Origin of the sequence: Schleiferilactobacillus shenzhenensis LY-73, from assembly GCF_000469325.1 — a bacterium.
In the GTDB taxonomy this organism is placed as follows: Bacteria; Bacillota; Bacilli; order Lactobacillales; family Lactobacillaceae; genus Schleiferilactobacillus; species Schleiferilactobacillus shenzhenensis.
Genome location: NZ_KI271591.1, coordinates 47,741 through 61,305, shown reverse-complemented (window position 1 = coordinate 61,305; position 13,565 = coordinate 47,741). Strand labels below are relative to the sequence as shown.

The window sequence follows — 13,565 nt, the reverse complement described above, 5'->3', positions numbered from 1 at the left end:
GTGCCGGCCACGTTCCACGCCCAGCCAGCCGGAGGGCCCAAATCGCCGGGTCTCGCGTCTATTTCTTCCCGCTCCACGAGGCGGCAGTGCGAAGCGCAACGCCGTATCGGCCCAAATCGTCGGGCCATGGGGCAATTTCTTCCAGTTTAAACGGGCTCCGCCGAGCAGAAGCTAGGCTCCGCCCTCTGATACCGCTAACATTTACCCAATCTTGACCCTCTGTCAACCGTTTTCGTGGTAAGGTGGACGCATAGGTTATTTAGGAAAGGGTGCATTTGGACAATGGACAAGCATTGGTGGCAAGAAGCGGTCGTTTATCAAGTTTACCCCCGCTCATTCCAAGACTCGAACGGCGACGGGATTGGTGATTTGGATGGGATTCGGCAGCGGCTCGATTATATCAAGCAGCTCGGCATGGACGTGATTTGGCTCAACCCCATTTACCGCTCCCCAAACGACGACAACGGCTACGACATCAGCAACTACGAAGCCATTCAACCGGACTTCGGCACCATGGCTGACTTCGATGCCCTGCTCAAGGAAGCCCACGCCAAGGGCTTGAAGATCGTCATGGACCTGGTCGTCAACCACACCTCCGACGAACACCACTGGTTCATGGAGAGCCGCCGCAGCAAGGATAATCCCTACCGCGACTACTATATTTGGCAAGACCCCGTCGACGGTCACGCCCCCAATGACTGGCAGTCGTCTTTCTCCGGCAGTGCCTGGCAGTTTGACGAGACCACCGGCCAGTACTTCCTGCATCTTTTCTCGAAGAAACAGCCCGATCTGAACTGGCGCAATTCCAAGGTCCGGCACAGTGTCTACGACATGATGACCTGGTGGCTGGACAAGGGCATCGACGGCTTCCGGATGGATGTCATCAGTCTCATTTCTAAACCCAAAGATTTCGTCACCACCCCTGTCCGCCGGCCGGCGAACGGGCCCCACGTGCACGAATACCTGGAAGAAATGAACAAAGACGTCTTGAGCAAATTCGACATCATGACCGTCGGCGAGACCCCGGGCGTGCACCCTCAGGACGCGCTCCTGTATGCCGGCCTGGACAGCCACGAGCTGAACATGATCTTCCAGTTCGAGCACATGGGTGTCGACACCGACCCCGAGCTGGGCAAGTGGCGGCCCCATCAGTTCAAGCTGACCACGCTGAAGACGATCATGAGCAAGTGGCAGACCGAGCTGAACGGCCGTGCGTGGAACTCCCTCTATTGGAACAACCACGATCAGCCCCGGGTCGTTTCCCGCTTTGGCAACGACAGCGATGAATTCCGCGAGCGCTCCGCGAAGATGCTGGGGGCTGTGCTCCACTTCCAGCAAGGTACCCCGTATATTTACCAAGGGGAAGAAATCGGCATGACCAACGCCATGAACTTCAACTCCATCGAGGACTACCAAGACATTGAGTCGCTCAATGCTTACCGCGACCTCGTGGAGCAGCACCAGACGCTGACCAACGACCAGATGATCAAGGCTCTCCACCACTCGTCCCGGGACAATGCCCGGACCCCGATGCAGTGGGACGATTCAGTCAATGCCGGATTTGCTAAGGAAGGCGTCGACCCTTGGCTGCAGCTGAACGCCAACTACACCAGTGTGAACGTGAAGAATGCCCTGGCGGATAAGGAATCCGTGTTCTATTTCTACCAGAAGATGAACACCCTGCGTAAGCAATATCCGATCATCACGTATGGGGACTACACCCTGCTCGACCCCGACGATGAGCAGACCTGGACATACACGCGGAAGCTGGACGGCCAGACACTGACCTTGACGGCCAACTTCTCCCAGGACTCGCTCACCCGGGATTACGCCGCCGCACCGGCCAACAGTACCCTGTTGTTGAGCAACTATGACGACGACCAGGGCCAGACTTTACGGCCGTATGAAGTGAAGGTTTATTTGACCAAGTAAGCGAGAAAGTTAACCAGAAAGCCGCCCGAGAATGCTGAAGCTGCAGCATTTTCGGACGGCTTTTAGGTCGTGTTGATTAATCAGCGGGAAATAGTCGGGGCCGTCGGCGGGTACGCGGACCAGGTCCCGCCGGACCAGTTCTTCAGCGATTTGGACCGTGTTCCACGCGGCGCCCTTGAGCAGGTTGTCGGAGACGATTCAGAGGTGATAACTGCCGGGAATCTTGGCATCGGCGCGGATGCGGCCGACGTAGACGGCGCGATGCCCGGTGGCCGTGAGGGGTTGGGGATAGACCTGGCGAGCGGGGTCATCTTGGACCACGATGCCCGGTGCCTGGGCCAGCACGGCCCGCAGGTCAGCCGGGCCAGGGCCGCCACCATTTGAATCGTAGAGCAATTGGAGTTGGCAATGATGCTATGATGCGCGGCTAGAAAATAAACTTGACAACGCTCAGTGACCTGTTTATCATCAGGATTAATCAATCAAACAAGTGACGTAAACGACGAGAACAGGAAAGTAGCAAAGCCAAGACTGTACAGAAAACTCACACCTGTTGAGAGTGAGGTAGCGAGGCGGAGCGAAAATGGCCTGCGATCGGTGCATCGAGCCCATTTGGGTCAGACTGCAATGGCCGGCATCCATTATCTTGCACGCGTATAACGCGTCTTTTTGACGTCTGTACGTTGCTGAGGGGTCTTTGTGTAAGCAGAGTCCCGAATTAGAATGGTACCGCGGGCAATCCGCTTCTAGTGCAACACTAGGAGCGGATTTTTTTGTGTCCCGGCCGGGCGCCGCCGCCAGTGCTGCACAGTCACTTGACCCATTTCTAACATTACGGAGGAATTCATCATGAAAAAATCAATCAAACGCACCCTCATTACCATCGTCTTGGCTCTGCCCCTGTTCTTCTTGCTGAGCGCCTGCGGCAGCAGCCAGAGCAGTGCCAGCGGCACCAGCAGCAGTACGGGTGCCGCCAAGACTGTCCGGCTGGGCATCATGGGCAGCGACGACCGCATCTGGACCGCCGTCGGCAAGGTGGCCAAGAAGAAGTACAACATCGACCTCAAGCTGACCAAGTTCACCGACTACAACCAGCCGAACCAGGCGCTGTCCGACGGCTCCATCGACCTCAATGCCTTCCAGCACCAGTACTTCCTGGACAACTGGAACAAGGCCCACAAGACGGACATCGTCAGCATCGGCAAGACCGTCCTCGCCCCCATCCGCCTCTACTCCAATAAGATCACGTCGGTCAAGGCCATTAAGAAAGGCGACGAAATCGCCATCCCCAACGACGCCACCAACGAAGGCCGGGCGCTGAACGTCCTCGTCTCCCTGGGCCTCATCAAGTTGAACAACGCGGCGCTGCCCACGACTAAGGACATCACCAGTAACAAGCTGAACCTGAAAATCACCGCCCTGGATGCAGCCCAGACCGCCCGCTCCCTGTCCGACGTGACCGCCGCCGTGGTCAATGACGGGGTCGCTAACGACGCCGGCTTGAACCCGCACAAGGCCCTCTTTGTAGAGAAAGTCGACAAGAAGTCCAGGCCTTACATCAACATCATCGCGGCCAACAAGAAAGATGCCAACAACAAGACGTACAAAGAGTTAGTCAAGTGCTACCAGACCGAAGCCACCAAGAAGCTCCTGCAGAGGTACTACAAGGGTGCCGACATTGCTGCTTGGGACATCACGTTGAAGTAAAGGAGTCTTCATGAAATGAGTACGACCAAGGAAGAAACCATCAAGCGCTTCACGGATTATCTCGCCCAGTACATCGCCCTGCCGTCGGTGTCGGCGCAGAAGAAAAGCATCCCGGAAACCGTCGCCTTTCTGCAAAAATTGATCACCGACTTGGGCGGCACGGCCGAAGTGTTCTCCGACTGGCCCAACCCGGTGATCCACGGGGAATTCACCCCCGCCCACGTAACGGCGGATACGCCGACGATCCTGTTCTATAACCACTACGACGTCCAGCCGCCGGAACCGCTGGACTTGTGGCACTCGGCGCCATTCACGCTGACGGAGAGGGACGGCAAGCTCGTGGGCCGCGGCACGGCCGATTGCAAGGGCGACCTGATCGCCCGGCTGTGCGCCCTCACCCTGTACCGCCAAGCCCACGGCGACTGGCCGTGCCGGGTCAAGTTCCTGCTGGAGGGCGAGGAAGAAATTGCCAGTCAGCACTTGGAGAAATACTTGACCAAGTACGCTGACACCTTCGCCGCCGACGTGGTGGTGTGGGAATCCGGCAGTAAGAACGCCCGCGAGCAGCTGGAGATCACCGGCGGCAACAAGGGCATCTGCTGCATCGACTTGGTGGCCACCACGGCCGCCGAGGACATCCACTCGTCCACCGCCGCGTACATCGAAGGCGCTGGCATCCGGCTGGTCCAAGCCCTGGCCAGCCTACGGGAAGTGGGCACGAACCGGTTAAAGATCAAGGGCTTGGATGCCAAGATCGTACCGCCCACCGCCCGGGAGAAAGCTTTGGTCGCGCAGGAAACCGTCGATCCCGCCGCCATTCGCCAGGCCCACGGATTGACCCGGCCGTATCTGACCGACGACATCGCCGGGGCAGCGGCGTTCTCCCCCACGTTGAACGTCGCCGGCCTCACCGGCGGCTACGAGGGGGCCGGCGTTAAAACCGTTCTCCCCCACACCGCCCGGGCGAAGCTGGACATCCGCCTGGTACCGGACCTCGATCCCGAAGAAGTCGCCGACCTGGTTCGTCAGCAGCTGGCAGCTAATGGTTTCGGTGACATCGATGTGCAGTACTTAATGGGAGAAAAGAGTTACCGTTCCGGTCTGGACGCCCCCTTGGTCCAGCGCATCACCAGCGTGGCCGAAACCACGTACGGTACTGGTCAAGTGGAACTGCTCCCCAGCTCTGCGGGGACTGGCCCGATGTACCTGTTCAACCATTATCTGCACGCACCGCTCCTGGCCTTCGGCGTCAGTTACGCCCAGAGCGGTCCCCACGCGCCCAACGAGAACATCCGCATCGCCGATTTCCACCAAGGCATCGATTTTCTCGTCAACGTGTTTACCGACTTAGCCCAAGCCAAGTGAAGAAAGGACGATATTCGGCATGAGTGCCCCCATCATTGATCTGAAAGATATTACGGTCACGTTCAAAAATAAAACCAGCACGGTCCACGCTGTAAAGAATGTGTCTTTGCAAGTGGCGAAAGGCGACGTCTACGGCATTGTCGGCTACTCCGGTGCCGGCAAGTCGACCCTGGTCCGGACCATCAACTACCTGCAAGTGCCCACCAGCGGTACCGCCACCGTGAACGGCCAGGTCATGGGCCAGTTGTCGAAGAACGCACTGCGCCTGGCCCGGCGCAAGATCGGCATGATCTTCCAGCACTTCAACTTGATGAACTCCCGGACCATCGCCGCAAATATCGACTACCCGCTCCGCTACAGCGACTTGAACACCGCCCAGCGGCAGAAAAAAGTGGCCGACCTGCTCACCTTGGTCGGTCTGCAGGACAAGGCGGACGCCTATCCCGCACAGCTATCCGGCGGCCAGAAACAGCGCGTGGGCATTGCCCGGGCCTTGGCCAACGATCCGGGGATTCTGCTCTGCGACGAAGCCACCTCGGCACTGGACCCGAAAACCACCCAGGAGATTCTGGGCCTCTTGAAGCACCTGAATCAGACCCTGGGGATCACTATCGTCCTCATCACCCACGAGATGGCGGCGGTCAAAGCCGTCTGCCAGCACGTCGCGGTGATGGAACAAGGAGAAATCATCGAACGGGGCAGCCTGCTGGATATTTTCTCCCAACCGCAACAGCCCTTAACGAAAGACTTCATTAACACCGCCGCCCAGCTGGACGTGGCCCTGGCCGAAGTGCGCAAGCAGCCCGCCGTCGTCAATCTGGCGGACAACGCCCGGCTGCTGCACCTGACGTATGTCGGTGCCAGTACCGACGCGCCGCTGATTGCCTCGCTGTACCAGCAATACGGGGTGACCGCCAACATTCTCTATGGCAGCGTCGAATTTCTCCAAGACACGCCCGTGGGCAACTTGATCGTCATCCTCAGCGGCGACCCGGCGCAATTCCCAGAAGCCTTCGCCGACTTGCGCGGGCAAGGCGTCACAGTCACTGAATTGGACCCGAAAGGAACGGTGGTCGCATAATGTCATTCATCAATAAAATGCTGCCCAACGTCTCCCTGATCTGGCCCGACGTCTGGCAAGCCACGCTGGAGACGTTGTACATGACCATCGTCTCCGCCATCATCGCCGGTATCCTCGGCCTCGCCCTGGGCGTCTGGCTGGTGGTCACGGACCAAAACGGCATCACGCCGCACCCCGTCACGTACAACATTCTGGATAAACTGGTCAATATCTTCCGCTCGATTCCCTTCGTGATTCTGTTGACGGTGATCTATCCCCTCACCAAGGCCATCGTCGGGACCAGCATTGGTAACACGGCGGCGCTTGTCCCTTTGGTCGTCGGAACAATTCCTTTTTATGCCCGCCAAGTTCAGACTGCCCTGGTTCAGGTCGACCCTGGCGTCATCGAAGCCGCTCAGGCAATGGGGGCGTCCAATGTGGATATCATCTTTCGGGTATACTTGCGGGAAGGTCTCCCCGACCTGATCCGCGTCTCCGTTCTCACGCTCATTTCTCTAATTGGTCTCACCGCGATGGCTGGCGCGGTCGGGGCCGGCGGCTTAGGTAACTTGGCCGTTTCGATTGGATATCAGCGTTACCAAAGTGACGTGACCATTGTGGCGATGTTAATTATTCTAGTCATGGTATTTCTCGTCCAGGGCATCGGTGACTGGCTGACCCGGCGGACAACACACGTTTAAAATGCTTTTCGGCTCAACCACGGGTTGGGCCGTTTTTTTGGTCAAGGAAATTCCCGGTATTGTAACTCTTTCTGCCGGAAAACATAAAAGTTATACTGTCAACAAGAGGAGGTTGTGCACCATGGCCACAAAGGTTTACGCGGCGATGACGATTGCTAACTGGTTCCTGGTTCGTCACGCAGCCGAAATGCGTGCAGACGATGGTATCGACCCGATGACTCAAATGAAACTCCATAAGCTGCTTTACTACGCTCAGGGTGTGCACCTGGCGGTGACTGATGCGCCGCTGTTCAGTGACGACTTACTGGCTTGGCAGCACGGCCCGGTGGTTCGTTCATTGTATGATCGATACAAAGGACAAAGAACATTAGATACCCCAATCACTGCTCAGGAAGCAGCAGACTATGACCAAGTCGAGTCAGATCAGAATGCGGCCGAAATATTGGAAGCTGTTTACGATCGGTATGGGGAATATTCTGCGGCACAGTTACGGGAGATGACCCATGCTGAAGCACCGTGGGCAGAAACTCCCCACAATGAAGTCATCTCTCAAGACTTAATTGAACGCTTCTTCAAACAAAACATCGTCATCCAGTAATCGCAAATGAGCAGGCAGAAAAAAACAGGAAGCCCAAGAAAGCTTCCTGCTTTTGTTTCACTTGACCGCATACCGTGCATTGATATCATGCAGTAACGCTGTGGGGTTGTCGTGCAGCGGCCCACTCGTATCCTGAGTGAAGACCGCCGTCGCAGACGCGTCGTAGGTCAGCGCCTGACCCCGGCCATCATTGGGCAGTTTCTCACCACTGGTCAGCCGCCGAGACTCGTAGTGGCCAGTCTGCAGATTCAAGAAGAATTCCGCATCGCTGCCATGGGCCGCGATGAAGGGGGCGTTGGCTTTGAACCGACTCTGCTTCAGAAAAGTGCCCGCAGCCTCAGTCTCATACGGCATTAGGGCCATGATCACCTGGTCGCCGATGCGCGGCATGACCATACTGGCGTCTTCCGCAAATACGGCTTGTTTTCTTTCTTCAACCGTCGGCGGGGTGACCGGGTCGAAATCCTTCTTCGGGTAATTATCCCACTGCTCGCCCATTGTCGTCATACCCCCGGCATGAACCACGTGAATGGCCCGACCAGTCAAATCTGTCTGCTTCTTAAAGGTATATTGCTGCCGGACGAGGAATGTGAGGTTGGAATAGACATTGCTGGCGATCCGGGCATGGGGTGCCCAGCCCGTCACGACCCCGGTCACCAAAATGGCCTTGTTCTTGTTCTTCGTCCCGGCCAAATCGCTGACCTGGGCTGGCGGGGCAAAGGCCAGGTCAGAAACGCCCATGCCTTGGAACATCTTGCGCGCTTGCTTGATCGTCTCGGATTGCTTGGCCCGGGCCGTCTTTGTTTGGGCTATGACCCTATCGAATTGCGTTGCCTGCTTATCGGCACTGGTCTGGGATGACACAGCGGCCTTCGGTGCGGCTGAACGCGAGCCAGCAGTGCACCCCGCCAGCATGCTGCCGGTGAATATAAGAATGCCCAACGAGATAATCGTTCCGACGTTTTTCATGACGGCCTCCCCGCTTCAAATTCTGGTGTACCATAATCCAATTAAGACAATCGTATCATAGTGTCTAGCGATTTGTCATGGCATCGTTCGTCACCATCTGCCAAAATAAGTGTCACAATATTGCGGTAGTCGTTCGTTACCAGCTTTTGACCAAAATCAAGATAACTTTTGAAACTCACCTGCTATCCTGAATCCAGAAACAGGAGGTGACCATCATATGATGGAAGAAAGCACCAAGCGACGCTGGTTTCTCATTTCTGCAATGGCTTTTATCGTCTTGATGGCATTGGCCACAGCCGTGGACTTGCCGTTAAGCAATGCCGTCATCGATTACGGCAGCTGGTTCGGGACTTTTTTCCAAACGTTCGGCGAATTCCCGTTATATTTCGTCTACATCATCAGCGGGGAAATTGCCATGGCCTATGCCTGGCGCCGCCAGGACAAGCCCCTTTTTGCCGGCAGTCTGGGGTTGGGGGGATTCGTTCTGACCGCCTGGCAAACCAAGCAGTACGTGAATGAAACGGGCAGTTATTTTGCCGCCGTCCAGAACAATCTGAAGATTGGCCAGCCCATCGGCAAGGCCAACAGCGACAGTGCCGCTGTGACCCTGTCGGTGGCGGCAAACATTACCGTGTGGCTGATTCTGCTGGTCCTCGTCACGATCTCTGTTCAACTGTGGCTGAGTAAGAAAAGCGACGACCAAGTGGCCAGGCTCCTGGTGATCGCCGTCTTCGCCACCGCCGCCGCTTGGTTCGCCGCCGAAGCCAACGCCACGCTGAAACAGGACTGGGGCCGCGTCCGGCCTTACGAGTTGAACAAGAGCCAGAGCGACTTCACGTCCTGGCTCCACCCCAACGGCAACAACGGCCACAAGTCCTTCCCGTCCGGTCACACCATGGCCGCGACCCTAGCGATTGTTCTCTCCTGGTTTGCCACCGGCAAAGCCCGCCAGCGCTGGTTTGTCTTCGGCATCGTCTGGGGTGCCCTCGTCGCCCTGAGCAGGATCCGCATCGGTGCCCACTTTTTCTCCGACGTTACCTTTTCATTTTTCTTGACTGCACTGATCATCTACATCTTCGCCGAACTCATGACCTATCTTCAGACGCCCGGGGATGACGGTCTGACACAGTAAATTGTTATTACTATAGCAGCCCCCAAGTTTGGAGCCCGGAGTCACCCAAGACAGCAGCCTATTACCGCACCGCCGTCACACTCATGCTCCGGTCAATGGTATTTCTCCCCGTCGCATAGTCAAACTGCAGCTGCGGCTCCACGTTCCAAATGTACACGTTGAAGTTCAGCTGCCTGTCCGACGACACGGCTTGCGACCAATACCCCCGAGGCATCAGCTCGCTGCCCCGGAAGACGGTGGTCACCTGGTAGATCACCCGGGCACCCCGCTCCAGGGCATCCCGGACCGCTTCCTCATAGATCTGCATGGTCTTCTGGTTCGAGTACTCCGTCTGGGTCGCCAAGTTCTTCGGGTTGTCGGAACTGCCCTCTGCCCCGGCTTGGGGAACGCCGTCGCTATTCAAGTTGAACGTCATCGTGTAGGCAATCAGATGCCCTCGGTTGACCACCGGAATGCGATCGCCGTCAATCACCCGGTACTCTTGATGCCAGCCGGTGGGCTGCCACTTCTGGGCGGGGCGACCGGCGGACTTGCCCAGGTTTGACCGCTGCAGGTAGGCCGTGACCGTGGTGGTCCGGTTCAAACTGTCCAAGTTGCCGTAGTCGATATGGTTGCTGCGCCAGCTGCTCATGGTCAGGGTGCTCTTGCCGCCGTTGACATTGATGGCGGCCGGGTTGCCGGACTGGAAGGTGAGCTTGGCCAGGGCGGCATAGGTCGCCTGCCAATTGCTGTCACCGACCGCGGCAGACGAAGCCGCACTGCTGCTGGTGCCAGCTGCCTGACCGGTGCTGGCCGCCGCACTGCTGCCCGTGACCTGACTCGTGGGCGTGCTGGTTGACTGGGCATTGGTTCCGCTGGGCGTATTCCCGCTCCCGCCAAAGCGAGCGAGCAGGAATGCAATCAAGGCAATGACGATTAAGCCGCCAAGGGTAACATGAACAGGCTGTTTACGCCCGCGGCGCGGACTGGCGCGGCGGCGTTTCTTTTTGGCCACGGTTAATGATCTTCCTTTCTCTCTGCCTGAGCGGCTTGGTGCTGGAGGGTCAGACTGACCACCCAGGTGGACAGCGGTACGGTGGCGACGACACCCACCGTGGACAGGAGAACAGACGCGGCCTCGCTGATGAACAGCTTATCGTTGAACAGCAGGCCGGGACTGTACTTGAGCTGGACGAACCAGATGAACAGCGCCAGGTAGGAACCAAAGAAGCCGAAGAACAGCGTGTTCAGCGCCGTCCCAATAATCTTGCCGCCAATGTCCTGACCGTCCTTGAAGAGCTGAGCTGGCGTGATGTCCGGCACCTGGTCGGCGACCTCGAACAGCCCGCTGGTCACGGCGATGCTGGCTTCAGCTACGGCCCCCAGTGCCGACAGCATCAGGATACTGATACTGATTTGACTATACGGCACCCCAATGAGCAGGGAGAACCCGCCGATGTCCTCCCCCACTTCGTTGCCGAACCCTTGAATGTTGCCGAAGAACTGAATGACCCAGGCCAGCCCAGCCAGGATCAGCATGACCCCCAGCGACACCACGTAGGCAATCCGGGTGACGCGGTTGCCGGCAGCGCTGAAGAAAACCACGACGGCGAGGATCACGGCACTGGCCAGGATCGTCGTCAGCACCGGCGGCGCGCCCAGGCCGAACAACGTGACCGTGGTGAACAGGAGAATGAAGTTCAGCAGCAAGCCGAAGAAAATCGTGAAGCCGCTCTTGCCGCACACGAGGATGAGCAAGACCAGCAAGATGATACCGAGCAGTGTGACCACACCCATTATTTTCTGCCCCCTAACAACACCATACTCAACAGACTGGTCAAGGGTACCGTGACCACGATACCGATGGCGCTGACCAGCGACTGGACCATGCCCAGGTACATCGTCCAAGTGAACGTCTGGCTGAAGCTGTTGCCATTGTTTAGGTAGAGGACGGCCATGGGGAAGGTGTCGGCCATGAAGATGAGGAAGAGAATACTAATGAGCGGCCCGACGATCTCGCGGCCGACAGTCATGCCGGAACGGAAGAGCTGCCAGCGGTGGACATCAGGCGTCTCCACCACGATTTGAGCAAGAGCGGAAGAAATGTCGGACGTCTCGTCCATGATCGCCCCCAGGGAACCGATCATGATGCTCGCCCAGAAGATGGGCTTCGGCTGCTGCACCGTGTACGCGACGGCTTCGTAATGCAGACCGACGCCGCCGGTAATATGTAAGACGAAGACAAAGATGCCATAGGCGAGAAAGGTTCCCGCCAAAGTCGCCAAGCTGGCTACGCCGAATTGACGCTTCGGCCCCAGAATCAACAGCAAGGTCACCACCGTGAAGGCAAAGGTGAGTGCGGTGAAGATCCAGAGCATCGAGGCACCGTAATGGAGCAGCTCCAATTCGATGGCCAGCAGAAAAAGAGCGATGTTGGCGACCACGCTGAGGATGGCCACGGCGCCCCGCCAGCGCAGGACGGCAATGAGGACCACCGCCACCAGCCAAATGAGCAGGACAATGACGGTGTCCCGCTTCTGGTTGGTGATCGCCAGTTTGGTCCGGGCCTTGTCCTGCCAGCTGATAAAGACCTGCTGGCCCACCCGGTAACGCTGATCCACGGCGCCGGAGCGGGTGTACTGGTTATCCGTCCGGTACGTATGCCCGCGTTTGGGCCCGTTCAGCATCTTCACCGTCAAGGTCTGACGAGTCTGATAATCGGTGTTGCTGTGTTCATCCGTGTTCTTCGTCGTGGCGCCGGTCTTGTCGGCCACGATCTGGCCCACCGGCTGGCTGTACAACGGTGCGTTAACTCGGGTCAGTATCAGGGCGGCCAACCCCGTCGCCAAGACGACGGCGAGGGAAAGCCACCAACGTTTCATCCGCATAAGATTGAGGATCCTTCCAAACAATATCGTCAAGCGCGACCGCCGGCCCGTCAAAGGGGGCCTGTAAGGTTATTTTACCAATGGTGTTCTTGGTTTCAAGCATGGCTTGCGCCTGGCGCAGGTTGTGGGCGTTGATGCCGTGAAACTTGTAGGCAATCGTCGAACGCAGAGCGCCCGCGTCCAGCAAGGCACTGAGCCGCTGCAGGATCTGTCCCTGGGTCGCCATTTGGTACGCATAATCACTTTTAGAAAAGACATATTCCCAATCCAAACTGACGGATTTGTTTTTCAGCCAGGCCACCGGCAAAGCCTCGGTGGTGGCGACAATCGACCCCACATGGCCCATGGGGGCAATCAGGTCCGCTACCGCCCCAAAGTACGGCAGCGGATCATACAGATTCACGATATTGTCCACCATGTCGTAGCCCAGCGCCTGAATCTGGGGCGTCAGGTCGTCGTGGTAATCCGCCAATTTCTCAATGCCAAACTTCTTCAACCAGGGCCAGTTCACCCGGCTGGCGACACCAATGACCTCTAACCCGGCCCACTGGGCGAGCTGGATCAGAATGCTGCCGACACCGCCGGCGGCATTCACGACCATAATCGTTCCCTGGGCCGCTCCCGCGGCGGCGGGCAGACCCATCCGTTCAAACAGCAGCTCCCAAGCGGTCACGCCGGTCATGGGAATGGCCGCCGCCTGGCCGTTGGTCAGCCGCTGGGGAGCCTTGGCAATCAGCCGGTAGTCGACCACTTGGTACTCAGCATAACTGCCAGACCGGCGGGTGGAGCCAAAATAAAAGACGCGGTCGCCCACAGCAAAGCCGCGGGTCTCCGCTCCGAGGGCGACGACCTCCCCCACGGCGTCGTAGCCAAACACATGGGGCCGGCGGTGGCCGCGGATGGCGTGGCGCAGCCGAACGTCCACGGGGTTCACAGAGATGGCCAGCACTTTGACCAGCACGTCGTAGGGCTTGGGTTGCGGCGTGGGCAGCCAGACGTCTTGGAGGCTGGCTTCATCCCGGATCGGCAGTGTTTGAAAGGCCGCTACCGCATGCATCAACTTGGGTACCATGATGTTTCACCTCTTCCTATAGTATAACAGTCGCTCCCCCGCCCACATGGCGAATTGCTCATATGTGGGAGGCGGCAAGTGACTGTCTTGCTCTGGACCGGGTGACCACGAGCTGCGGAGGGAAGGCAACTGTCTGGTCTTGACCCGGGTGACTCCGGGCTG

12 protein-coding genes and 1 pseudogene are annotated in these 13,565 nt (G+C 57.9%); 7 read left to right on the top strand and 6 right to left on the bottom strand.

Going from position 1 to position 13,565, the window contains the following annotated elements; translation table 11 throughout:
• Positions 1–282: 282 nt before the first annotated feature.
• Complete coding sequence (locus L248_RS08805) at positions 283–1,932, top strand: glycoside hydrolase family 13 protein (protein WP_022529834.1); 1,650 nt, start codon at positions 283–285, stop codon at positions 1,930–1,932.
• Positions 1,933–2,049: 117 nt separating this feature from the next.
• Here L248_RS08805 and L248_RS16330 read toward each other — a convergent pair.
• Positions 2,050–2,286: pseudogene (locus tag L248_RS16330) on the bottom strand (Asd/ArgC dimerization domain-containing protein); the annotation flags it as partial.
• A gap of 495 nt (positions 2,287–2,781) precedes the next feature.
• Between L248_RS16330 and L248_RS08795 the strand changes: the two are divergent.
• The 5 genes from L248_RS08795 (at position 2,782) to L248_RS08775 (ending at position 7,363) form a co-directional block, all read left to right on the top strand.
• On the top strand, positions 2,782–3,639 hold the full coding sequence (locus L248_RS08795; RefSeq protein ID WP_022529832.1) for a MetQ/NlpA family ABC transporter substrate-binding protein: 858 nt from the start codon (positions 2,782–2,784) through the stop codon (positions 3,637–3,639).
• Positions 3,640–3,654: 15 nt separating this feature from the next.
• A complete protein-coding gene (locus L248_RS08790; protein WP_022529831.1) occupies positions 3,655–5,004 on the top strand; it encodes a M20/M25/M40 family metallo-hydrolase in 1,350 nt (449 codons plus the stop codon).
• Positions 5,005–5,023: 19 nt separating this feature from the next.
• Positions 5,024–6,085 carry a methionine ABC transporter ATP-binding protein gene (locus L248_RS08785; RefSeq protein ID WP_022529830.1) on the top strand — a complete coding sequence of 354 codons (1,062 nt, stop codon included), beginning with the start codon at positions 5,024–5,026 and terminating at the stop codon, positions 6,083–6,085.
• Positions 6,082–6,765, top strand: a complete 684-nt coding sequence (locus L248_RS08780) for a methionine ABC transporter permease (protein ID WP_425423450.1) — start codon at positions 6,082–6,084, stop codon at positions 6,763–6,765. The genes L248_RS08785 and L248_RS08780 overlap by 4 nt, the downstream gene beginning before the upstream one ends.
• 121 nt (positions 6,766–6,886) lie before the next feature.
• Positions 6,887–7,363, top strand: a complete 477-nt coding sequence (locus L248_RS08775) for a Panacea domain-containing protein (RefSeq protein WP_051999952.1) — start codon at positions 6,887–6,889, stop codon at positions 7,361–7,363.
• A gap of 57 nt (positions 7,364–7,420) precedes the next feature.
• Here L248_RS08775 and L248_RS08770 read toward each other — a convergent pair whose 3' ends face one another.
• Positions 7,421–8,332, bottom strand: a complete 912-nt coding sequence (locus tag L248_RS08770) for a hypothetical protein (RefSeq protein WP_022529827.1) — start codon at positions 8,330–8,332, stop codon at positions 7,421–7,423.
• 217 nt (positions 8,333–8,549) lie between these two features.
• On the opposite strand from L248_RS08770, the gene L248_RS08765 reads away from it, so the two are divergent.
• Entirely contained in the window at positions 8,550–9,464 is a 915-nt protein-coding gene (locus L248_RS08765; RefSeq protein ID WP_022529825.1) for a phosphatase PAP2 family protein, read from the top strand.
• Positions 9,465–9,525: 61 nt separating this feature from the next.
• Here the strand turns inward: L248_RS08765 and L248_RS08760 are convergent, their stop codons facing one another.
• From L248_RS08760 to L248_RS08745, 4 genes are read right to left on the bottom strand one after another with little or no spacing between them, the layout of a single operon-like run.
• Positions 9,526–10,458 (bottom strand): DNA/RNA non-specific endonuclease, encoded by a 933-nt coding sequence (locus tag L248_RS08760; protein ID WP_022529824.1) that lies wholly within the window; start codon positions 10,456–10,458, stop codon positions 9,526–9,528.
• A 2-nt stretch (positions 10,459–10,460) separates the two neighbouring features.
• Complete coding sequence (locus L248_RS08755) at positions 10,461–11,240, bottom strand: YibE/F family protein (RefSeq protein ID WP_022529823.1); 780 nt, start codon at positions 11,238–11,240, stop codon at positions 10,461–10,463.
• Entirely contained in the window at positions 11,240–12,331 is a 1,092-nt protein-coding gene (locus L248_RS08750; RefSeq protein WP_040535820.1) for a YibE/F family protein, read from the bottom strand. The genes L248_RS08755 and L248_RS08750 overlap by 1 nt, the downstream gene beginning before the upstream one ends.
• Complete coding sequence (locus tag L248_RS08745; RefSeq protein ID WP_022529821.1) at positions 12,252–13,403, bottom strand: zinc-binding alcohol dehydrogenase family protein; 1,152 nt, start codon at positions 13,401–13,403, stop codon at positions 12,252–12,254. The genes L248_RS08750 and L248_RS08745 overlap by 80 nt, the downstream gene beginning before the upstream one ends.
• Between the last annotated feature and the right edge of the window lie 162 nt (positions 13,404–13,565).

Excerpts from the sequence above, each read along its gene's own strand:
- L248_RS08805 (WP_022529834.1), top strand. The coding sequence starts at position 283 with ATGGACAAGCATTGGTGGCAAGAAGCGGTCGTTTATCAAGTTTACCCC.
- L248_RS08745 (WP_022529821.1), bottom strand. The coding sequence starts at position 13,403 with ATGGTACCCAAGTTGATGCATGCGGTAGCGGCCTTTCAAACACTGCCG.
- L248_RS08765 (WP_022529825.1), top strand. The coding sequence starts at position 8,550 with ATGATGGAAGAAAGCACCAAGCGACGCTGGTTTCTCATTTCTGCAATG.
- L248_RS08790 (WP_022529831.1), top strand. The coding sequence starts at position 3,655 with ATGAGTACGACCAAGGAAGAAACCATCAAGCGCTTCACGGATTATCTC.
- L248_RS08775 (WP_051999952.1), top strand. The coding sequence starts at position 6,887 with ATGGCCACAAAGGTTTACGCGGCGATGACGATTGCTAACTGGTTCCTG.
- L248_RS08795 (WP_022529832.1), top strand. The coding sequence starts at position 2,782 with ATGAAAAAATCAATCAAACGCACCCTCATTACCATCGTCTTGGCTCTG.
- L248_RS08755 (WP_022529823.1), bottom strand. The coding sequence starts at position 11,240 with ATGGGTGTGGTCACACTGCTCGGTATCATCTTGCTGGTCTTGCTCATC.
- L248_RS08785 (WP_022529830.1), top strand. The coding sequence starts at position 5,024 with ATGAGTGCCCCCATCATTGATCTGAAAGATATTACGGTCACGTTCAAA.
- L248_RS08750 (WP_040535820.1), bottom strand. The coding sequence starts at position 12,331 with ATGCGGATGAAACGTTGGTGGCTTTCCCTCGCCGTCGTCTTGGCGACG.
- L248_RS08770 (WP_022529827.1), bottom strand. The coding sequence starts at position 8,332 with ATGAAAAACGTCGGAACGATTATCTCGTTGGGCATTCTTATATTCACC.